This window comes from Paenibacillus sp. SJS-P3 (assembly GCF_056711585.1).
Map to the genome: position 1 here is coordinate 2,470,987 of NZ_CM160043.1, position 21,528 is coordinate 2,492,514.

The following is a 21,528-nucleotide window of genomic DNA, read 5'->3' on the forward strand; positions in this document are numbered from 1 at the left end:
CCGGGGAGGATTCAGCCTTTGACAGATCCGTTCGTAAGCCCCGAAATAAACGATTTGTTGGTAAAGAAATAGACGATCAGGATCGGCAGCATCGACAGCATCGAGCCGGCCAGCATCAAGTTCCATTCCGCGGCCGCGTTGGCGGAATACTTGAGCGCCACGACGCCGACCGTGAGCGGCTGCTTGTCCGGCTGCGTCATCGTGAAGATAAGCGGCAGCACATACTGGTTCCATGACTCCCGGAACGAAAACAGCCCGACGACTCCCAAGCCCGGACCGAGCAGCGGCAAAATGATCCGCCAGTAGATGCCGAAGAAACCGGCTCCGTCGATCGTAGCCGCTTCGTCCAGATCTTTCGGAATGGAATGGACGAACCGCTCCAGCAGGAAGATATTGAACGATAAATGAGTGCCTACGAATATAAGCACGACGCTCCATAGCGACTTGTGCATATGGATGTCCTTCATCAGGTCGTAGAGCGGACGGAATGTGATCGCCCCGATCGTGATGAACATCGTGGCGGCCAGCAGAAATAGAATCGCTTTGCGGCCGGGGAAATGCCTGCGTGCAAGCGCATAGGCGCCCATGGAGCATACGAGCAGATTGAGAGCCGTCGAGGTGACGGACAGGAAGACGCTGTTCCACGTATAGCGGGAAAAATTCGCCCTCTGCCAGGCTTCCGCGTAATTGCCCCATCTCCAGTCCGCCGGAAGTATGCTCGCGCTTCCCAGCAGCTCGTTGTTCGTCTTGAAGGAACCGAACCCGGTGAACAGGACCGGATACAACACACAGACAAGGACGGCGATCAAGAACAGCCAGACAACGGCCCACCCGGTCAACGAGCCGAGCTTCAGAGGCCGCCTAGCTTCTTGTCGCGTCGCAGTGGCGCTATTCATGCGTCAGCCTCCTCAATGGACCTTGCTTGATTGGCGGGACCCGTACAGATAGAGTCCCGTAATGATTCCTACAATGACTGCGGATACGAATCCCGCCGCTGCGCCATAGCCATACTGCTGGACGACCGCCTCCCCCTCCGATACCGGGAAGAACAGCCGGAACAAATACAGATACATGACCTCGGTCTTGCCTGCAGGCCCGCCGGCTGTCAGCACCATGATGCTTTCGTAGCTTTTGAGCGTGTTCACAATCGCCAGCATGACGATGATTTGCATGACCGGCCCGAGCAGCGGGATCGTGATGTGGACGAATTGCTGCCTTTTGTTCGCGCCGTCGATGGACGCGCTCTCGTACAGGTCGTTCGGTATGCCTTGCAGTCCGGCCAGGAACAACACCATATAATTGCCGACGGCTCCCCATATCGCGACCATGATGACGGTAACCATCGAGTATTTGACGCCCAGCCACTCGATCGGCGACTGGATGAGGCCGAGCTGCAGCAGCATGTTGTTCACGATTCCGTTATAGGAGTTGAACATCAAGTAGAAGACGAGGGAGATGACCGCGGTGCTGATGATCGTCGGCATGAAGATGACAGCCCGGAACATATTGCGGCCGATGATGCGATGATTCAAGATGAATGCGAGCAGCAGCGCGAGCGGGAGGGTAACGACGAGCTTGCCCACGGTGAAGATCAAGGTGTTGACGACGGAATCCCAGTACTGGGTATCCCGGGTAAATAAACGGACAAAGTTCTCCAGCCCGATATATCGCGCAGGCGTAAATCCGTCGTAATCGTAGAACATATACTTGAACGCCCAGCCAAGCGGATAGATGGCGAAGACAGCCAGCATCGCGACGCATGGGAAGACCATCAGATAAGGGCCGGCATAATAGCTCCATTTCTTTTTACCAGGCACGCAGCCCAACTCCTTTCCCGGCGGACGAACGAGAGGACAGGCTGCTCCCGGATTGACGGGATGCCGCCTGCCGTCTTCGGCCGCCTATTCCTCCAGATCGTCACTTCTTCAGCTGGCTGGCTGGATCCCAATCCGGAATGACGATTCGTTTCGTTCCTCCTGCCTGGTCTTCCTTGTCGAGGCTGTCATTGTAGCGCTTGTTCAAGTCCGCGATGGCCTTGTCGATGGGCTGGAACCCGAGGATCGATTCCGCGATCACGTTCTGCCAGGCTTTTCCTTCCACATTCAGGGCGAGATACGGCGGCCACATGACATCCTCTTTAGGCGCGAATTCCTGGAAGTTTTTCAGCTCCGGAGCTTTGGCCTTGCTGATGACGCTCGGCACGACGCTTACCCCTTTGCCCTGCTCGTAATAAGGAACGAGAACCTCGTCGCTGTACAGGAATTTCATCACTTCCCAGGTTTCTTTCTTGTGCTTGCTTTGGGAAGACATATAGAGCCAGGATGCGCCGCCGTTGATATAGTTGGCTCCCTTCGGCGCTCCGCCGTCCATGGTCGGCACCTGGGCCACTCCCCAATTGATCTGGGTCGGGAACTGCGACTTATAGACGCCAGGCTCGGCCGACAGGGAGAAATACATGCCGATTTTGCCCGCCGCGAACTGGTTGCGGAGAGGATCGATATCGAGGGATTCGAAGCCGGGCATCATGCTCTTGCTGTCGACGATCTTTTTGAGAGCTTCCACATAGGGCTTCAACGATTCGAACGTATACTTTCCCGTGCGCCAATCGTAAATATCCTTGCCGTCGAGACGAACCATAGGCAGCAAGCCGCGCTCGAAGGCGGACGACGGCGTTTTCATATTGATCGCGAATCCATAAGCTCCGTCCGCTTTTCCAGCCTCCGTTATTTTGCGGGCGTCATCGACCAGCTCGTCGAGCGATCGGGGAGCTTCCTTGATTCCCGCTTTGTCGAACAAGTCCTTGTTGTAGATGAGGCGCCATGTCGTCCCGTAGTTCGGCAAGCTGTACGTCTTGCCGTCGAGGAAGTTTTGCCGATCCATCTTCAACAGATCGCCGAAGCGCGCTTTCTCGTCGTCGCCGATGTAGCTGTCCAGCGGTTCGATCGCTTTCATCTTGATCAGATCCTCGAATTTAAGCTTCATCTTGGCATTCATGATGTCCGGCGCTTCTTCGGCCTGAATGGCCGTCTGCACCGCTTGTTCATAATTGTCCGTCATGATCTGGTATTCCACTTCGATATTGCTTTTGTTGATCTCGTTGAACTGCTTGATCTTTTCCTGCATCAGATCCGCATCATGCCGGGCATTGGTCCAGAAGGTGACTTTCACCTTCTCCTTCGGCGTGCTGGCAGCGCTTCCATTTGAAGCCGAGGAAGACGGAGCCGTCTCCTCTCCGTTGTTGCTGCTGCATCCGGCCATGACGGCGGACGATAAGGCTCCGAACAGAAGCAGCGACATGTAGCCCTTTCGTTTGGTCAATGGAATGATCCCTCCAGGGTAGAAGTGAGTGGCGATGTTGATACAAGAAAAGTGTATCAAGCTCCGATGGAAGGATTAAGGGTGGCAAATCTCTTAAAGAGGAGGGAAAATTCTACACTTGGCCCCCATTCGGCGCTGCTAGCCGGTCGCGGTATTCGGAGGGCGTCATGCCTGTCTTTCGTTTGAACATTTCGCGGAAATACTTTTTGTCGAAGTACCCGAGCCGCTCGGCGATTTCACTGACCGGCTGATTGGGGTTGTCGAGCCACTCCTTGGCCTTCGATATTTTGCGATCCGTCACATACTCCACGAAGGAGACGCCTGTGTCCTTCTTGAATACGCTGCTCAAGTAGTTCGGACTGACATCCGCCTCCTCCGCGACTTCCCGCAGAGAAAGAGGCATCAGCAGCCGTTCTTCGATGATCGCCTTCGCCAGATCGGCGATGGATCGGGATCCTGCCCGCATGGATGCTCCATTCTGCTCCGTCAGCTGCTGGATCCATTTTTGAATATGGAGCTGCAGGTCATCCAGAACCATGTTCTGGCAGGCATCGAACCAGCTGGACGCGATCCGCTCCATTCCTTGCTCGGCCCAATCGATGGCGGTCAGGCTGCTTTGTAGGTCGACGAGCAGCTGGATGCAGGAGATCCGGATCGCCTGGGGCGTCCACCCTTCTTGCCGGAAGGAGGCGAAAAAAACGTCCGCCGCTTCGCCGACGGCTTCCGGCTGTCCCTTTTTCACGAGAGAAAGCAGGCGGCCGGCGGCTTCCGCGGGATAGGAGATCCAAGTTTTGCTGGCGGGAAACACATCCTCGCAATGCACGATCCGGTTGGGACCGAAAAAGGAGGTATGCTCGATCGCTTCGCTTGCTTGCCGGTAAGCTTCCGGCAGATTGCCAAGCTCCGGGCATGCCGAGCTTACTCCGATCGACACGGTCAGCTTCGAGTGGAGATGGACAGCCTCCCGGCAGCGTTCGGCCAGCACTAACAGCTCGTTCTTGATTTCCTTTTCCGGCTTGGCTGGATCGCAGTTCACCAACACCGCCAGCTTGCCCCACTCCGTATAAAAAGGAAGTCCGTCGATGCCCTCGGAAAGGCAATCTCCGATGATATTTTCGACGATGAACCGTGCCAATTCGATTTCCGCAACGGGCAGCTTGGAAATATCGGAGAACCGGTCGATGGTCAAGACAAGCAGGCCGAATCCGGATGCGCGCAGGGGAAGCTCCGCAAACTGCCATTTCTCCTTCAGCCGATGCTCGTCATGGCTGCCGAACAGCATCATCTCGGTCAAATATTGCTGTCTTAGAGCAGGAAGACTACGCTTGACCGTCTGCTGAAACTTCAGCTTCTGCTCCTCTTCCCGCTGCTCTTGGCGCAGATCCTCAAGGACGTCCGCGATGAGCTCGGACAATTGCCGGATATCTACGGGCTTCAGCACGTAGCTCGATGCTCCAAGCGCAACCGCTTTCCGAGCGTACTCGAACTCCTCGTATCCGCTCAGGACGATGAAGCGGATCGGACGCTCCTCTCCCCGAAGACGCTCCATCAGTTCGATTCCGCTCATATTCGGCATTCTGATATCGGTGATGACCAGATCGGCAGGAGCGGCCGCATGCTTCCCGATCGCTTCCTTGCCGTCCAGCGCCGTATCCACGTTCAGGACGCCAAGCTGCGCCCATGCGATATGCCTGCGCATGCCTTGCACGACGCTCTCCTTGTCATCCACGAGCAGCACTCTCAAGTCCACTCCTCCTTCCCATCGATGGGGTTGATCGGGATGATGATTTCAATGACGGTTCCTGCAGCATTCGCGCTCTTCATCCTGAATTCTGCCCGGTCGCCGTAGCAGGTCTTCAAGCGCTCCTTGATATTCCGGATCGCGTATCCTCCGTCGGAGACCGGCTCGCCCGATCCGGAATCGTCTAGCCGGTTGATCCGCTCCAGAAGGTCTGCGCTCATCCCGCTCCCATTATCTTCTACGCGCAAGACAGCCGTATCGGGATGCCGCCATTCGCCCGCGACCTTGATGAAGCTGTCCTTGTATTCATTTCGTTGGAAGGCATGCAGGATGCTGTTCTCCACTAGGGGCTGAATAATGATCTTCGGGACCGTGCATTCCGTCAGCCGGGGATCCAGCGCCACTTCGTAGGAGAACTGCTTTTGATATTGGTAGTGGACAAGCTTCAGGTACTGCTCGGCATGCTCGAATTCCTTCGCCAGCGTCGTCATCTCTTCCCCTTTGTTGAGACTCAGCCGGAAAAATCGCGACAAGGACAAAATCATTTCGCTGGCGGACTTGTCCTCGACCTCGAGCAGCTTCCAGTACAGCTCATCAAGGGTGTTGTAGAGAAAATGGGGGTTGATCTGCGCCTGCAAGGCGCGCATCTCCGCTCTCTGCTTCGCCTCCGTCTCCTCCACGACCTGATGCAGCAGCTGCTGGATCTGGTGGAGCATGTCGTCGAACCTGCTGCCGAGAACCCCGATCTCATCCTGGCTGCTGGATGAAAAGCGGACGTTCAGGTCCCCTTGCTTGACGCGGTTCATCAGCTTCATGAGCTTGCGCAGCGGCCTGGTGATCAGACGCACGAACCATCGGTTGAGGAGAAACGACGTGACGAGCAGGATGGCGGTCAAAATGACGGTGAAGTATTTGATATAACTGATCTTCTCGAACAAGCGGTCCTTCGGCTGCACCACCACGGCTTCCCAGCCTGTGAACGGAATGCTGCGGTGGTTGACCAGCAGCGAGGCGTTGTCGACCTTCGCGTCGAAGCGGGATGGCTGCTCTCTTATCCGATCCAGAGGAACGGCGTTCAGGAACGACTGCATGACCGGCGTCGACGACGAAGCCAGGACAGGCTGTCCGGAACGGTCGACGATCATGGAGAAGCCGCTCGGAACGAGCTTGATGCTCTGGAGGTTCTTCACATATTTCTCGGCGGTAAGCGTAATGGCTAAGTAGGCATTCTCGTCCTGCCCGCTGAAATCGCCGACAGGGCGCGTCACCAGCGTGATGACGTCGCCTGTGCCCTCGAACATCGGATCTTCGCGGCTATACACCCATTTGTTCGTAGGAGAGCTCCGGATCGCCTCGTAATAGGGGGTCTCGAGGAAGGAGACGTTCTTCTTCTCGTAGGGGATGCCTTCGTAGAACTCTCCCTTGGGCGTATACATATAGATCGTCCGAATGCTGCTGGAATTGACGCGCATGCGGGAGAACAGCGAGAACATCTCGTTGAACAGGACCGCATACGAGACATCGGACTTGTTCTGGCTCCAGTCCATCACCCTTTTCATCGACTCGCTCGCATTCATGACGTACAGCTTGTCGCTTACGTTCTTCAGTTCGTTGTTCATATACCCGCTCAATTGCGTGACGGTCTGATCCGCCGCGTTGTACGCATAATCCTCCAATATTCTTGAAGCCTGGTAATAGGAGAACGTGCCCGTAATCGGCACGGCCAGGAAGATGACGATCGAAGTCAAGAGATAGAGCTTGCGCTCGAGCGTAAAAGGGCGAAATCCGGCGGGCAGCCCGAAAAATCCGTTCATCCGGGTATTCTTCCGTCCGCCACAGGTCAGGCTTTGCCGAGAAAGCGCCAGAAATTCTGATGGAACAGGTCGTTCAGATCCCTTTCGATCTCCTGCTCGCTGAGAGTCCAGCCGCTGTCTTGCAGCCGTTCGTATTTATCGGCCATAACGTTCCCGATGATCGTTCTGGAATATCCCCATTTGTAGATCAGCTGCTCAAGCACCCGGCAATCCGAATGCTGGGGGATGACAGAAGTGCCCAGCAGCTCGATCCGCATCCGGGTCATCTCCTCCACCATGGAGTCGATATGGAGGAACCACCAGCATCCGAATATCATCAGGTTTCTGAATTTGCGGGCCAGCACGGCAAGCTCATGCTGATTTTCCCGTGCGAGCATCGTGACGAGAAACTTCTGGCGGGGATATTTCCGGCATAACGCCTCCACAGCTCCGCTGTCGGAACGCATGCTCATGTCGCCGGCCGACTGCAGCTGCGGATTCACCCGTCTGCGGACACCGATCATGAGCGCGAACGGAATGCCCTTGTCCGTGCAGACCGGGATCATCGCTTCATCGATCATCCGGCTGCGATGATCCTCGGCAGGATAAGCGAAATCGCCCGGCATGGATACAGCCAGATACAGCGCGCTCATCCGGTCCACCCATTCCGACAGGAAACGTCTGGTCTCCTCTTTGGTCCGCTCCGTCCATTTCTCCTGCACGTCATAATCGAGACTGCGCAGCTGGATCACCGCATTCGGCCAATCATTGAGCAGAGTGTCTACCCGAAGGGCGGCCAGGAAGCGGTCATCCTCGGCGCCCTTTCCGGCAAGCCACACCTCCCGTTCGACCGGGTCGAACGGATCGTTGGTCATGACGATCTTGCTGATGCCGGCAATCCGCATGACGATGTCCGTCTGCTCACTCGCCGTCCGGTCCGCGAAGGCTTGCCTATACTCGTCCAGATTGCGGGAAGCGACCGGGAGGCCAAGCTCATGCAGGACAGAAACGACTCCGCTGGCGGCTTCGCTTACGGGCGAATGATCGACGAACAGATGCTGCCATATAAAGTCGGCCTGCTCTTTCTTGGACTTGGACCAGAATGCGTCGTAGTCTTCATCCGACCAGCGGAACGATTCCGAGATCAGGTAATGATAGATCAACAGCTCGTCGATACCCCATAACAGCAGTTCCCCGAATTGAGGTGCGTATAGATGCGTGTGCATGTCCGTTACCGGCATCGTTCGGGCCAGCCGCATGACGGTGGCGCGCACGGAGGAAGCTTGCTGCTGAGATGCAGTCGTCATCGTGGTCGCTCTCCTTTAAATTAGAAATCTCTCGCATTATGGCCAGTGTATCATTGCAAGCGCTTGCCCGGCATGTTCTTCATTGGCTTGCTCGGCTCATCATTTATACCTGATTGGTGTCATGAGACGGAAACTATGCTACGTTAATAGGAAACTCTCCACATAAGGAGCCGTCCAAAAATGACGCTGAGCGAGCAATTCCAGCTTCCTATTGAAGCGCTTCATAATACTTCGAGAATACCTGCAACCTTCCATTCCCATCTGGATTACGAAATCTATTATTTCCACAGCGGCAAATGCACCTATCTGATCGGAGACAAAATCATTGATCTGGAGCCCGGGGATCTGATTCTTCTCAACGGCACGACGCTGCATTATCCGAAAGTGGATCCGCAGGTCGACTACGTCCGGACGATCATCCACTTCAATCCTTCGTTTGCCGGCCAGCTGCTGCGGCCTCCATTCATACAGAGCGACATTCTGAAGACGTTCGAAGAGAGCGACAACATCCGTCTCTCGCTGGAGCGATCCGATCAGGAAAGGCTGGAGCCGCTGCTGCAGCGGCTCTGCCTGCTCTATGCCGCCAGCGATAAGCTCTCGCATGACCGGTTTCTCGTTTCCTTCACCGAGCTGCTGCTGCTCATCCATGAAATTTCCTTGAAGCCGCAAGCAGAAGGCTCCTTTTCTTCCTCGGCCAAGCAAGCCAATGCGCAGCGGGTCATCTCGTATATCGAGGCGAACTTCGCGGAAGACATCACGCTGGACGGCATGGCCGCGGAGCTGCATGTGAACAAGCACTATTTGGCGAAGCTGTTCAAGGAAGTGACGGGCATCACCCCGTTCCACTATTTGTACCAACGACGTGTAAATGAAGCCAAGGTGCTGTTCGCCTTGGACGGGGAGCGGCCGGTCACCGATATCGCCTACCGGGTCGGCTTCAAGCATGGATCCCACTTCAGCAAGACGTTCAAGAAATACACGGGCATGTCTCCCGATCTGTACCGGAAGGGGATCCGCCCCGATTATTGATGGCAATCTACTTCATAGGGAAGAGAGCCGCGTCTCTATGGACTGATTCTATATTTCTTCGTTCCATCTAGTTATATGGTCCAGGTCAACCTTTTCTATCGCGAATATAGTTGAGTTGAAGACAATCTGCAACGGAGGGATCCTGTGCCTTATTGGAACAACAAGTATGGCAAGCATCGGATTATGATGAAGAAGGAAGAGCTTGCCAAGCATTTGCCGCCTACGGCAATTGCCACGAAAGAATCCGTCCGGCGAATGGCAAAACGGCATGGTTCGGTTTATTTGAAGCCCATCCTCGGTACAGGAGGCTTCGGCATCTTCAAGCTGTCCACGGAAAACGGCAAGTTCCGGCTTCAAAACGGCACGCGAAGCCGCCTATTCGGACAGTACGAAAAAGCTTATGCCGCATTCGCTTCCGCGTCGCAAAAAAAACGGTATCTGGCCCAAAAAAGCATTCCGCTTCTGCGCATTGAAGGTAGGCCTTTCGATCTTCGAATCATGGTGCAGCGCAATCCCCGGCATGAATGGGAAGTAACGGGAACGGTCGCACGGCTTGCCCTTCCCCGCAAAATCGTGACCAATTATCATAGCGGAGGCAAGCCGATGCCGCTGTGGAATCTGCTCGGTACCCAGGTGCCAAAGGCGGACCGCCCCGCATATGAGAAGCGGCTGAAGCAGCTCGCTCTGAAAGCAAGCAGCCATATTGGGACATACTTTCCGCGCTTCCGTGCCTATGGGGTCGATGTCGGCATCGACAAGGAGCTGCGGCCTTGGATCATAGAAGTAAACTCCAAGCCGGACAAATCCATCTTCAATGCGCTGTCGGACAAACGGATGTACCGCAAAATACTGCGGTACGGCCGCCTCGCAGGAACGTCCCGAAAACAACGGTTCACAGTGAAAAAATAACGAAACAGATTGATGGTGTTTCCGTTTCCATTTCTGCTGACGTCTCCGGACAAGGTCCCATACACAAAGCCCCTGTGCAAAGTACGGTTGTACCTTGCACAGGGGCTTCGTGTTGGGCGGATCAATTGTAGAACTGCTTGTCCACATTGTATTTCGACTTGAACTTATTGACGATGTAGGTTTCGTAGATGTCTCGGTCGACCGCGTCTTCCACGACGCAGACCGAGATTTTGGCCACTTCTTCGCGATGCTTCTTCATGGGCGAGACGGAATCCTCGAAATGCTTCTTGATTCTAGGCCGCAGCTTCCTCGCCTTGCCGACGAACAGCAGCTCGTCCTTGGCATTGTAGAACATGAAGATGCCGCCTTTTTCTCTCGTGATCAGGTGGAAATCCGTAAACCCGAAAATATGGCTTTGATCGGGATTACTCTGTTTGGTAATGGTCACTTCCGGTGTCGGAATGGTGATGCTTATCAAGGCTGTTCACGTCCTTTTTCCTATCTATCAGAAGGATTATACCATGGATCATGAAGGAATTCCTTATCGGTCAGCTGCCGACGGCAATGGCTTCGATCTCTGAGACGTAAACGGTTCTGCGGGGAGTCGTCTCCTCCGTTTAAAGAGGAATCCACTCTCTGAATGCGTCATTATAGATATCCGCCCAAGCCCCGGCATCGGTCAGCAGCGGTGATTGCAACGTGCAGACTGTAGATGGATGCACTGGGAGCGGCTTGATGCATGGCTTCCGCAGAATCAAATATTCATGTTCGGGAATCATGCCGTGCTGTTCTCATTGCAGATTGAAACGATCTCGATTGATGATAACTGCAATGGCATCGGCGTCGGAAGGCTCGTACAACCGTATAGTCAGGCTATTCATAGGTCTGTTTCCCCTTTTTAAGGCTAGGCGTGAACTCTGTTCTTTGGGCTCGTCCAAAAGCAATATATTCTCCTTCGGCCGCCATTCTCCCTTCCTGCCTGGCCTATCTTTCTCCGGCCAGGGGCTCATCGACACCTGGGTTCATAGATTAAGATGATTATAGACAATGAAGATGCTATGATAGATCCATATCTGTCCTAAGATCATTAACTTGCATCCGCATAGAGAGAATTGAGGATCCGTCTTGAAGAAATTCAAAAAGTTCTATATTGAAATTACGAGCGTATGCAACCTCGCATGCACGTTCTGCCCTCCGACCAAGAGGGAGGCCAGCTTCATCAAGGTCGACGACTTCGTCAAGAGACTGGATGAAATCAAGCCCCATACCGACTACATCTATCTTCATGTGAAGGGCGAGCCGCTGCTTCATCCCAAAATCGATCAGCTGCTTGATCTCAGCCATGAGCGCGGCTTCAAGGTGAATATTACGACCAACGGAACGTTGATCATAAAAAATAAAGCCAAGCTGCTGAACAAGCCGGCGCTTCGCCAGATGAACTTTTCCCTGCACAGCTTCGATGGCCATATCGGTTCCACGAACAAAGAAGCGTATGTAACGACGATCCTGTCGTTCATCAAGGAGGCTCTGGAGTCGACGGACATTCTGTTCTCGCTCCGGCTCTGGAATCTGCGTACGGACAACGCGACCAACCAAGAGATCAAGCGCAACCGCCAGGTGCTTGAGATCATCGAGCGGGAGTTCGGTCTGGACTATCAGATCGAAGAGCAGTTCAAGCGCGGGTCGGGACTCAAAATCGCCGATCGGCTCTATCTGAACCAGGATCACGAATTCGAATGGCCGGATCTGGACGCCGAAGAAGACGACGGCAAAGGATTTTGCCATGGCCTCCGCAACCAAGCCGCGATTCTTGCCAATGGAACGGTCGTTCCATGCTGCCTGGATGGCGAAGGAGTCATCAACCTCGGCAACATCAACCAGAAGCCGTTCGCCGAGATTATCGAGGGCGACCGCGCGAACAGGCTGTACGACGGGTTTTCCCGCCGGGAAGCCGTCGAGGAATTATGCCGCAAATGCGGCTACCGCAAGCGGTTCGGAACGTAGGGATACTAATAACGTTACGTCCAGCTCCAATACGTTCAAACGGCAGCCAAAAAAGCTCATCCCCATGCAGCCGCCTCAAGCGGGCACATGGGGATGAGCTTTTGATGTTCATGTGATTTGTTTCGCCTTGGAGGAGCGGGTCGGTTCGTAATGGACATGAACCTCGAACACATCCTCGGTGCGGATCAATTCCTCTTCCACTTTCGTCGCGATATCGTGCGCCGCCTGGAAATCCGAATCCGCAGCTACGAGAATGACGATGTCGACGACCGCGTTGCTTCCGTAGTTTCTGGCCCGGATGCTCTTGACTCCGCGAACGCCTGCGACGTCAATCACGATGGCCTTGAACGATTGGATCCGGGTTTCGTCGAAGCCGTCGGATAGATGATGCGAAGCTTCGCGGAATATATCCCAGGCCGTCTTGCAGATGATGAATCCGACCAGAACGGCTGTCACCGGGTCGAGCCATGGAAGATGGAACTGGGAGCCGATAATGCCGATGACTGCGCCGATGCTGACGAAAGCATCGGACATATTGTCTTTCGCTGCCGCCATGACGGCTTGGCTGTTGATCTTCGTCGCCAATTTCTTGTTGTACCGGTACACGAAGTACATGACGGCGGCGCTGGCAAGACCTGCCCATGCAGCAGCCAGATCCGGAGATTGCTCCTTGCCTTGGAAGATCGACATGACCGCTTCGTAGAGCACCTGCAAGCCTACGGCCATCATGATGAACGATGCGACCAAGGAAGCGATCGTCTCCGATTTCCAGTGGCCGTACGGATGATCCTCGTCGGCCGGCCTTTGAGCGAGCCTCAGTCCGATCAGAACCGCGATCGAGGCGACGATGTCTGTCGCATTGTTCAATCCGTCCGCGCGCAGCGCATCCGAATTCGATGCATACCCTATGATCAGCTTGAGCGCCGAAAGGCACATATAGGCGAGGATGCTGACGATGGCCCCGCGTTCGCCCAATTTTAGATTATCGTATCTCTTATGCAGCTCTTCCATCCGTATTTATGACTCCCCTCGACTCCTCTTCCAACCAATCTGGTTATGGTAACAAGAAAAGAGCAAGTGAGTCTAGAGAAACGTTTTTTCTTAGCGCTCAATTAATTTAGGAATGTAAATAATGTTTCTTCCACGCCACTCTTTAGGACAGGTTCAAATATGCCTCTGAAAAGCATGGAAATAAAAAGAGCCGCTTCGCAAGCGGCAAAATAATGGTACCCGTAATAGGCGGCCACCTGGATCAGCAATCGGCCGATCTCTCTCGTCTCCGCTTAATTGACAGCCCAGATCGTCGCGGTCACTCTGGCTTCGCCGGTGCTGGTAAGCGCATCCGACCAGGTGACGACTTGGCCTGGCTGAGGCGAAGCCGTCAGCGAGCCCATCGCATCGTCGCCGCTCGTTCCGTCGGAATCGTTGATCTCGATGGAAATGGCGCTGCCGGCAGGAACATTGACGTAGCGGTCGTTATAGGCCGAGCTGTATTGGTTCGGGAAGGCAGCGTCCAGCGTTCCCCATGCCACGGAGAAGGATTGGCCTATCGGCGCATCGTTCTTCTTCCATAACCGGTCGTCGGAAACCCCGCTTCCGTTGGCGCGGATTTTGACATAGATGTCGCTGCTTCCTCCGAATGGATCCCGATTCGCCAAGCTGGTCATTTTTTGGACTTGAATTCGATGGGAATAATACGGATGGCGCACATAGACATGCGAGAAGGTGCCGAGCCCGTTCAAATGCGTGTCCACCATATGGGCCGGGTCGCTGAGAAAATCGCCTGCGAACGTCGGGCCGTCATCCAGATCGTCCCACACCCAAGGCATCGCGGCCGAGTCGGCCTGATAATTGTCGCCGTCTAGCTTGCCCCAGCTGCCGAAGGTGTGTCCGTCTCCGATGTCATAACGGCGGTTCCAGAAGTCGTCGAAGGAAAGCAAGTCATAGCTGTAGCGTTTGGCATAGCTTCCCGAAGCGTCCGTGACGACATCGGCTCGGGCTCCGTAATAATAGACGATGCCGTCTCCGCCAGGAGCGCCTGTGCCGTCGTAAGCGTGGTTGCCGTGTCCCCCGACCGGACTTTGGCCGTTGGATTGAATGAACACTTTGGGATGGGAGCCGTTGAACAGGACGCCTCCGTCCAGGTTGTCGGATCCGTTCGTCAAAGGAAGATTGCTGTACTGATACATTTGGTTGTGCGCCACCGTCTCCATGAGCTGGAAGGAACCATACACGCTTCCATCCTTGCGCACGACAACCATCAAGCCCTCAAGGTCGTTTTCGTGCTTGTCCAGGCTCAAGGGGCCGTCATCGCGGGCATGGTAGTCGTAATACCCGATGAAGTAATGGGTCTCCGTCTCCACAAGTGAATAATAGATGTACGATTTCAAAGGAAAACGGTCGATGTTCTCCCAATTGTTGTTCCCTACCCAATCTCCGTCATAATTGAAATTGGTCACATAATCGGCCCGGTACCCATACGTGTCATTGACGTCCTGGTAGAACTCCGGCGCCCAATAAGCGGCAAGCTCCCGCTCCGAGGCCGCATGAGCCTTGCCCGGATTTCCCAATCCAGCCGCCGTCAAGCAAATGATGCCAGCCAATACCAGTCCTAGCCATTTGCGAAGCTGCTTCATCCCTACTACCTCCCAAATATTCTATTGCTGTCTGACATCTTGGTATCAGACAGCTTACTCATCATAAAGGGCTTTTGTAAGGTTCGCGTTATCGGCTTCTCAAGCTTGTGTAAACAGAAGCGAGAGCAGGCTGGGCTGCAGGCTCGGGTTGGAAGCGATCAGCGTCTTGTCATGCAAGGCAAAGGGCTCGCCGCTCGCATTCGTCACGACTCCCCCTGACTCCTGTACGATCAGCAATCCCGCAGCCACGTCCCAAGGGTACAGTCCGTCATGCCAAAATCCTGTCAGGCGGCCGCTCGCAACGAGGCATAAATCCAGGCTGGCAGCGCCCAATACCCTCACGCTGCGAGAAACGCCCGCTACCCGAGCGACCTGGGAAGCGGCTACGGAATCCTTCCTCCAATCCGAGGCTTGGAATCCGGTAGCAAGCAGCGAGCAGGCCATGTCCCCTTCAGGGTCGGCTTGAAGCTGATTTCCGTTGAGATAAGCCCCTCCGCCTCTGGAAGCTTGGTACAGCTCGTCCGTCGCCGGATTGTACACAACTCCGTGAAGGGGGCTTCCGTCCTTGACGATGCCGATGGATACGGCGAAATGCGGAATTCCGTGGACGAAATTGACGGTTCCGTCGATCGGATCGACGATCCATCCGTACCCCGGCGGCGGATCGGCCATGAAGCGGAAGCAATCCCGGGATCCATCCAGCTCCTCCGAGAGGATCCAATGGTCCGGATAGCGGCAGCCGATCCTTCTCCTGATCAGATTCTCGCTCAGCAGATCGACTTCCGTCACCAGATCGCTCCGGTTGACCTTGTCTCCGAGCGTATAGGGTTCTTTCATCCGGCGCAGGATCTGCTCTCCGGCTTCTCTCGCATAAGCGATCGCGGCTGTCAGCAGCTCCTCCTCGATCTCCGGCTCGTATAGTCCGCTCATTCTCATCCTCCAATCCACGCTTCGATCGATCCGGAAGTCAGCCGCTTCTTCTCCATAGGCGCAGTTGCGCCTGTCAGGTGAACGGCGACTCCGAACGGGGAGCATAACCCGTTCCAGCGCTCCTCCAGAGGTTTCGAGCGGTCGGTCGAGATGGGGATGACGGCATGCGCCGGAAGCGCAGCCGACAGCAGCAGCTCGTCAAAGGCATCCTCCAAGCCATGATGAGGGACTTTCAGCACGCTGCATTTCAGCTCCATCCGTTCGGAGAGGCGCTCCCATCCGGCTGCCAGCAAGTCTCCTCCGAATAGGATGCCTTGCCCCTCGGTCCCGGCTTCCTCAAGGCGATAGACGGAGCTGTCGTCGTTGGAGCGGTCAAAAAACAGCTCCAGCTTCGCCAGTGTATCTTCCGCAGAAAGATATCCTTCCCTTGAGGCTTCTGTTAGAACTTCCAAGCCCGGAAGCGGGTCTCCCATCCACGGATACAAGTGGACCAGCCGGCAAGGGCCTTCCTCCCATACGGTCGAGCTGCCGGCGGAACTGTAATCGGATCTCCACCGGATTCTGGTTCCCTGCTCCCGGAGCAGCCTGACCAGCTCCCGGTAGCCGGCCAGTATTCCGATGACCCTCAACGCTTGCGGCCTCTCCGCGATGCGGCCGCTTTCGGCCGCCTCGGAGTAAAATTCGGGGATTTCATAAGGCAGCACGGCATGGACGACCGGAAGGCTGCGGGCAACATCCAGCAGCCCGTTCAAATGGTCTTCATGAAGATGCGTCAGGATCATCCAATCCAGGCGCCCGATGCGCTGTCTCTTCATCCAGGACAGCGGGTGATCCCTGCGGGGAGCTTGGAGGCTGTCTCCGCCGTCAATCAACGTGACGCTTCCTGAAGACGTTCGGATCAAGTGGGCATCTCCCCATCCGACGTTGAGGAAGTGAACGGCAGTAGGCAATGGCAACGTAATTCCTCCTCTTTAATTATTCGTTCCGCGTCAAGGAAGAATATGAATGCGATCCGGATTCAGACGCAATCGGACACTGCCCTGCAGAAAGCCGTGCAGACTCGGGTTGGCATCATCCACAATAAAGGCCGTCGAACCGCAGCGGACCTCATACCGGATCATCCGGCCGAGAAAGCTGCTGCTCTGGATTTCGCCGCTCCAGCAAGGATCGGGTTCGGCCCCTTCTTCTCCTTGGACGTCGATCGAGATGCATTCCGGACGCACCACCATCACAATCTCTTCGCCAACCGCATAGTGCCGGCCAAGGGCATGAATTCGGATAACGAAGAGCTCGCAGCGGACGATCAGCTCATCCCCTTTCAACTCTGCTACCTGCCCTCGGATGAAATTGGCGGTTCCGACAAACGAAGCGACGAAGGCATCATTAGGCTTGAAATAGATTTCCCATGGAGTGCCGGCTTGGCGAATGCTTCCTTGCTCGAACACGGCGATCCGGTCCGACATCGACAGAGCTTCATCCTGGTCATGGGTGACGAACACAGCGGTGATGCCGGTTCGGCGCTGAAGCTCCCGCAGCTCTTGCCTGACCTCGACCCGCATCTTGGCGTCGAGATTGCTGAGAGGCTCGTCCATCATCAGAATCTTCTGTCCGGTTACGAGCGCGCGCGCGAAGGCGACACGCTGCTGCTGTCCGCCGCTCAGCTCTTTGGGCAAGCGGCTCCCGAGTCCGTCAAGCCCGAACATGCCGAGCATTTCGTCCACTCTTTTCCTGCTTTCGCTCCGGGATATTTTTTGGAGCTTCAGGCCGTAGCCGATATTCTCTTCGACCGTCATATGGGGAAAGAGAGCGTAATCCTGAAAGACGAGCGGGGTTTGGCGTTTGAACGCCGGAATTCCGTTGACCTGGCGGCCATCGATCCGGATGCTTCCGCTGTCCGGCTCATCGAAGCCGGCGATCAGCCTCATCAGAGTCGTTTTGCCGCAGCCGCTCGGTCCGAGCAGCGTCGTGAAGCTGCCGGCCGGAATATCAAGGCTCACGTTGCGGATGGCGGCGAAGGAGCCGAACGACTTGGATATGTTGTCGATCTGAATATGGACTTGAGATGAATTCATCGTTTCCTCCGATCCTGGGTGTACGGGATAAGCCGCGACAAGGCCAGCACGGCGAAGGCAATCGAAATGAGGACGACAGTGAAGGCCGAGGCTCCTCCCCATGCCCCGCTCTGGACGAGACCGAGAATGGATACCGTGCCGACGGAAGTATGGGCGGAGTAAAGGAAGATGATCACACTCAGGCAGGTTACGGACCGGAGAAACGATACCGAGATTCCGGACAGAAACGGCCCCTTCAGCAGCGGAAGCAGAACGCCGAGCAGCGTGCGGAAGCTGCCCGCTCCGAGGTTATGCGAAGCGTCCTCCAGCGAACGGCCGATCTGCTGGAACCCGGCCGAGCATGCGCTGTAGCATGTCGGCAAGTTCCAGAACATCAAGGCCAGAATCATGATCGCGGATGTGCCGCTGAGCTGGAGCGGCGGCTGGTTGAAGGTCAAGGCGAAGCCCAAGCCGAGGAACACGCCGGGTACGGCTCCCGGCAGGATGGCCAGGAAATCGAGAAGCCGGTTGATGCCGATTCGCTTGCGATGGACGATATAGGCGAGAATGATGCCCAGCACGGCAGCTCCTATCGAAGACAGCAGAGCATAAGAGATGCTGTTGTACAGCTCCTGCTGTTTCGCCGTGACGTATTTCAGATTGTCCAACGTAAAGCTCCAGTCGTAACCCCAGGTTTTCGTGAAGGCGCCATAAACCAGAACCCCGTAGACCGCAAGGATGAACAAGGCGATCAACAGGCAGCACGCAAATAGAATCCACTTGACCAGCGGCGAGGCCGGATAAGCCTTGAGGCTGGATTCTCTTCCGGTGACGGTGATATAGGAGCTCCTTCCGACCCATACACGGTTGGCGAGGAACAGGCCGAGAGCGGGCAGCAGCAAAGCCGTCGACAGCACGGCAGCCGAGGATAGATCGAACCAGCCGGACATCTGCATGTAAGCCTCGGTTGGAAGCAGCGTGAAGTTGCCCCCGATGATCATCGGGTTTCCGAAGTCCGCCAAAACGTTCATCGCCGTGATCAAAGCCCCTCCGGCGATTCCGGGCCTGCACAGCGGCAGAAAGACATGCCTGAACGCCTGCCATCTCGTCGCGCCCAGATTATGCGCGGCATACTCCAGATGGACGGCGGACGATTGCAGCACGCCATAGATGACGGCATAGGCGTAGGGAAAAAAAGTAATCGTCTGGACGAGCCAAAGCCCATGCCACCCGTAAATATCCACATTGAAGTGAAGCAGCTGCTTGGTGACCAATCCTTGCCTGCCGAAAAGCAGAATATAGGACAAAGCCACGATAAAGGGCGGAGAAACGATGGGAAGCAGCGTCACGAATCGAAATAGTCCCTTGAGCGGCACATCCAGCCTGGCAACCGTAAAAGCGAACAGAAAGGCGATCGCCGTGCAGGAGAACGTGGACAGCACGGTCATCATCAGACTGTTGCGGGCCGCCTACAGCCATCTGGAGTTCGTGAACAGCTGCATATAGTCCGCTGGATGCGGGTAACTGACCACCTTGGCGATCGGCCAAAGGACAAAAAAGGCGGTGATCAGCAAGACAGCGGTGATCACCGTCGCCAGAACGGGCTCTTGCTTCACTTTTTTCATTTGTTTCCATGCGTCTGTCAACGCTGATGCAGCCATTAAGATTCACTCCGTTCCAGAACATGGCGGAAAAAGAGACGGGAACGCTCCGCTCGCCATAAGGCAGGAAGGGTTCCCGCTAGCCTTGCCGATGCGCAGTCCTTACTTCGTTCCGGCCATATCGGTGAACTGCTTCACGACATCGGCCTTCATGGCGGCCGCTTGGGCCCGATCGTAATCGACGAGATCCACTTCCGATACCGGAATCATTCCTTCCGGAGGCGCTACGTCGCTGCGCACGGAGTAGCGGTTCGACATCTTGGTGTTCAGCTCTCCCGTTTCCTTCGTCAGCAGCCAATCCATGAATTTCCGGGCGTTGTCCGTATTGGCTCCGCCATGGATGATGCCGGATCCGCCGATCTCATAGGCAGTCTGCTCCGGTACGATGACCTTGATCGGATAGCCCTGCTTGGCCGACTTCACGATATCATGGGCCCAGGACATTCCGGCGATGAACTCGCCCGTAGCGGTCAGTTGGATGCCGTCGCCTGCTTTGGGAGTATAATGGTGGACGTTGGCGTTCAGTTTCTTCAGGTAGTCCCAGCCTTGCTGCTCGCCAAGACGGAACAGCTGGTCCGCTACAAAGATATAGCCGCCGCCCGCCGTGGCCGGGTTGGATGTGATGAATTGGCCCTTGTAGGCCGGGTCGAGCAAGTCATCCCAGATTTTGGGCTCTTGAACGCCCTTTGGCTCCAGTTCCTTCTTGTATCTCTCGGTGTTCAGCACGATGCCGAGAACGCCCATGTACCAGCCCTGCCAATATCCGTTCGGATCGTTGAACTTGGCATCGATATCGGCCGCATTCGGAGACGTGTACTTCTCCAGAATGCCCTGCTCGGCCAGCGGCTGGTAAAATTCCACGGAACCGCCTACGAGCACATCCGCTTTCGGCGAGCTTTTCTCGGCCTGCACCCGCGTGCTCGCTTCGCCCGCGCTGCCCAGGTTCAAATACTCCATCTCGATGCCCGTATCATCCTTGAACTTCTGCTTCAGCTGGATCATGTCGTCTTCGTTCAAAGCGGAATAAACGACGAGTTTGTCCGACTTCGGCGTGCCTGACTCCGCCCCGGCCTGGTTCGCCGCCGCAGCGCCTTTCAGAGGACTCGGCTCCGCGCCTCCCGCGTTGTTCTGGCCGCAGGCGCTCAGAACGGTTGCCGCGGCAAGCACGACCAGCCCCAAAGAATGCCTCTTTCTTTTCCCCCAACTGTTTAGCATGATCCATCCTCCTCATTCATCTGACAAGCTGTCTGACATCTATAACTTTAAAAAACAAATGTTTGCGGAACATAATCAAGCCGTTAAGATTTTATGAATGAAAACAAAAAAACCGCAGCGCCCGATGGCAGGCGATGCGGTCTCAAAACTATCCGTTCAATCCCGTTTGACGTACAGCTTGAACGCGCTGCTCTTCAAATAATCGAGCGAGTAGAAGACAGGACGGTCATCCTCTCCAAAATGAAGCTGCTTCAGCAGAATGAGGTCCCCTCCGAGCATCTCGGCAGCCTTAAGGTCCCTTTCCTCGATGGTACCGACAGGACAGATCTCGGTCAAGGCGTAGGAGATCCGGATTCCAAGCCTTTCCTGCAGGAAGTCGAAAATCGCGCCGGAGAAGCCATCCTCGAAATGACGGGCAGCGATAGCCTTCGGGAAAATGTTGTAATAGAAAGCCACCTTCTGATTGTCCGCCGTTCTCAGCCGCTCCAGCACGACGACCGGCTCCTCGCTTTGCAGCTTTTCGGACCAGTCCGGCTCCGGCTGCTGCGAATAGATCTTCACATAGGCTTCGCTGTCCTTGTAGCCGACCCGCTTGATCATCTCTCCGAGGCTGCTCAGCTTGTTGAGCGGGTTCATGATGAGGGAGCTCTGCTCGTTCACATAGGTGCCCACGCCATTTTTGCTTAGAAGCACGCCTTCTCTCTGGAGCATCTTCAGCGACTCCCTGAGTGTCGGGCGGCTTACTTCGAATTCCTTGGCCAAGGCGGGCTCGGAAGGAAGCTTGTCCCCGGGCATCAGTTCTCCGCTCTTGATTCTCCGTTCAATTTCTTCTTTGACACGAATATATAGAAGCTTTTTCTCCATGAAGAGTCGATCCTCTCGCCATAAGGAAATACCGGGCTATTTTGAATTAGGTTATCAAAATTCTGCGGAA

At 55.4% G+C, this 21,528-nt stretch carries 19 protein-coding genes; 3 read left to right on the top strand and 16 right to left on the bottom strand.

Going from position 1 to position 21,528, the window contains the following annotated elements; translation table 11 throughout:
• Positions 1–11 precede the first annotated feature (11 nt).
• The 6 genes from AC06G8_RS11340 to AC06G8_RS11365 form a co-directional block, all read right to left on the bottom strand.
• Entirely contained in the window at positions 12–896 is an 885-nt protein-coding gene (locus tag AC06G8_RS11340) for a carbohydrate ABC transporter permease (RefSeq protein ID WP_480285345.1), read from the bottom strand.
• 12 nt (positions 897–908) lie between these two features.
• Positions 909–1,772 (bottom strand): carbohydrate ABC transporter permease, encoded by an 864-nt coding sequence (locus AC06G8_RS11345; RefSeq protein WP_480285424.1) that lies wholly within the window; start codon positions 1,770–1,772, stop codon positions 909–911.
• A gap of 145 nt (positions 1,773–1,917) precedes the next feature.
• Positions 1,918–3,318: an ABC transporter substrate-binding protein gene (locus AC06G8_RS11350; protein WP_480285346.1), complete on the bottom strand. Its 1,401-nt coding sequence runs from the start codon at positions 3,316–3,318 to the stop codon at positions 1,918–1,920.
• A 112-nt stretch (positions 3,319–3,430) separates the two neighbouring features.
• Positions 3,431–5,068 (bottom strand): response regulator, encoded by a 1,638-nt coding sequence (locus AC06G8_RS11355; RefSeq protein ID WP_480285347.1) that lies wholly within the window; start codon positions 5,066–5,068, stop codon positions 3,431–3,433.
• Complete coding sequence (locus tag AC06G8_RS11360) at positions 5,059–6,873, bottom strand: cache domain-containing sensor histidine kinase (RefSeq protein ID WP_480285348.1); 1,815 nt, start codon at positions 6,871–6,873, stop codon at positions 5,059–5,061. Before AC06G8_RS11360 ends, AC06G8_RS11355 begins: the two co-directional genes overlap by 10 nt.
• A 26-nt stretch (positions 6,874–6,899) precedes the next feature.
• Positions 6,900–8,159 carry a glucuronate isomerase gene (locus AC06G8_RS11365; protein WP_480285349.1) on the bottom strand — a complete coding sequence of 420 codons (1,260 nt, stop codon included), beginning with the start codon at positions 8,157–8,159 and terminating at the stop codon, positions 6,900–6,902.
• Positions 8,160–8,339: 180 nt separating this feature from the next.
• Here AC06G8_RS11365 and AC06G8_RS11370 point away from each other — a divergent pair, with 180 nt between their 5' ends.
• Positions 8,340–9,188: an AraC family transcriptional regulator gene (locus AC06G8_RS11370; protein ID WP_480285350.1), complete on the top strand. Its 849-nt coding sequence runs from the start codon at positions 8,340–8,342 to the stop codon at positions 9,186–9,188.
• A gap of 144 nt (positions 9,189–9,332) precedes the next feature.
• Positions 9,333–10,097, top strand: a complete 765-nt coding sequence (locus tag AC06G8_RS11375) for a YheC/YheD family protein (RefSeq protein ID WP_480285351.1) — start codon at positions 9,333–9,335, stop codon at positions 10,095–10,097.
• 121 nt (positions 10,098–10,218) lie between these two features.
• On the opposite strand, the gene AC06G8_RS11380 is transcribed toward AC06G8_RS11375, so the two are convergent.
• Positions 10,219–10,575 (bottom strand): nucleotide excision repair endonuclease, encoded by a 357-nt coding sequence (locus AC06G8_RS11380; protein ID WP_480285352.1) that lies wholly within the window; start codon positions 10,573–10,575, stop codon positions 10,219–10,221.
• Between the two features lie 647 nt (positions 10,576–11,222).
• Between AC06G8_RS11380 and AC06G8_RS11385 the strand changes: the two genes are divergently transcribed.
• The gene (locus tag AC06G8_RS11385; RefSeq protein ID WP_480285353.1) at positions 11,223–12,101 is read left to right on the top strand and encodes a radical SAM/SPASM domain-containing protein; all 879 of its coding nucleotides are present in this window, start codon (positions 11,223–11,225) and stop codon (positions 12,099–12,101) included.
• Positions 12,102–12,209: 108 nt separating this feature from the next.
• On the opposite strand, the gene AC06G8_RS11390 is transcribed toward AC06G8_RS11385, so the two are convergent.
• The 9 genes from AC06G8_RS11390 to AC06G8_RS11430 all read right to left on the bottom strand — a co-directional run bounded on the left by AC06G8_RS11390 (position 12,210) and on the right by AC06G8_RS11430 (position 21,458).
• Entirely contained in the window at positions 12,210–13,112 is a 903-nt protein-coding gene (locus tag AC06G8_RS11390) for a cation diffusion facilitator family transporter (RefSeq protein ID WP_447664063.1), read from the bottom strand.
• 272 nt (positions 13,113–13,384) lie between these two features.
• Positions 13,385–14,737, bottom strand: a complete 1,353-nt coding sequence (locus AC06G8_RS11395; RefSeq protein ID WP_480285354.1) for a hypothetical protein — start codon at positions 14,735–14,737, stop codon at positions 13,385–13,387.
• Positions 14,738–14,836: 99 nt separating this feature from the next.
• The gene (locus tag AC06G8_RS11400) at positions 14,837–15,667 is read right to left on the bottom strand and encodes an inositol monophosphatase family protein (protein ID WP_480285355.1); all 831 of its coding nucleotides are present in this window, start codon (positions 15,665–15,667) and stop codon (positions 14,837–14,839) included.
• Positions 15,668–15,669: 2 nt separating this feature from the next.
• Positions 15,670–16,623: a ComEC/Rec2 family competence protein gene (locus AC06G8_RS11405; RefSeq protein WP_480285356.1), complete on the bottom strand. Its 954-nt coding sequence runs from the start codon at positions 16,621–16,623 to the stop codon at positions 15,670–15,672.
• A gap of 33 nt (positions 16,624–16,656) precedes the next feature.
• Complete coding sequence (locus tag AC06G8_RS11410; protein ID WP_447664068.1) at positions 16,657–17,739, bottom strand: ABC transporter ATP-binding protein; 1,083 nt, start codon at positions 17,737–17,739, stop codon at positions 16,657–16,659.
• Positions 17,736–19,169 carry an ABC transporter permease gene (locus tag AC06G8_RS11415; protein ID WP_480282892.1) on the bottom strand — a complete coding sequence of 478 codons (1,434 nt, stop codon included), beginning with the start codon at positions 19,167–19,169 and terminating at the stop codon, positions 17,736–17,738. The genes AC06G8_RS11410 and AC06G8_RS11415 overlap by 4 nt, the downstream gene beginning before the upstream one ends.
• An 18-nt stretch (positions 19,170–19,187) precedes the next feature.
• The gene (locus AC06G8_RS11420) at positions 19,188–19,379 is read right to left on the bottom strand and encodes a hypothetical protein (RefSeq protein WP_480282893.1); all 192 of its coding nucleotides are present in this window, start codon (positions 19,377–19,379) and stop codon (positions 19,188–19,190) included.
• A 102-nt stretch (positions 19,380–19,481) separates the two neighbouring features.
• A complete protein-coding gene (locus AC06G8_RS11425) occupies positions 19,482–20,594 on the bottom strand; it encodes an ABC transporter substrate-binding protein (RefSeq protein ID WP_480282894.1) in 1,113 nt (370 codons plus the stop codon).
• A gap of 156 nt (positions 20,595–20,750) precedes the next feature.
• Positions 20,751–21,458, bottom strand: coding sequence for a GntR family transcriptional regulator (locus tag AC06G8_RS11430; protein ID WP_447664071.1), 708 nt, complete (start codon positions 21,456–21,458; stop codon positions 20,751–20,753).
• Positions 21,459–21,528 lie beyond the last annotated feature (70 nt).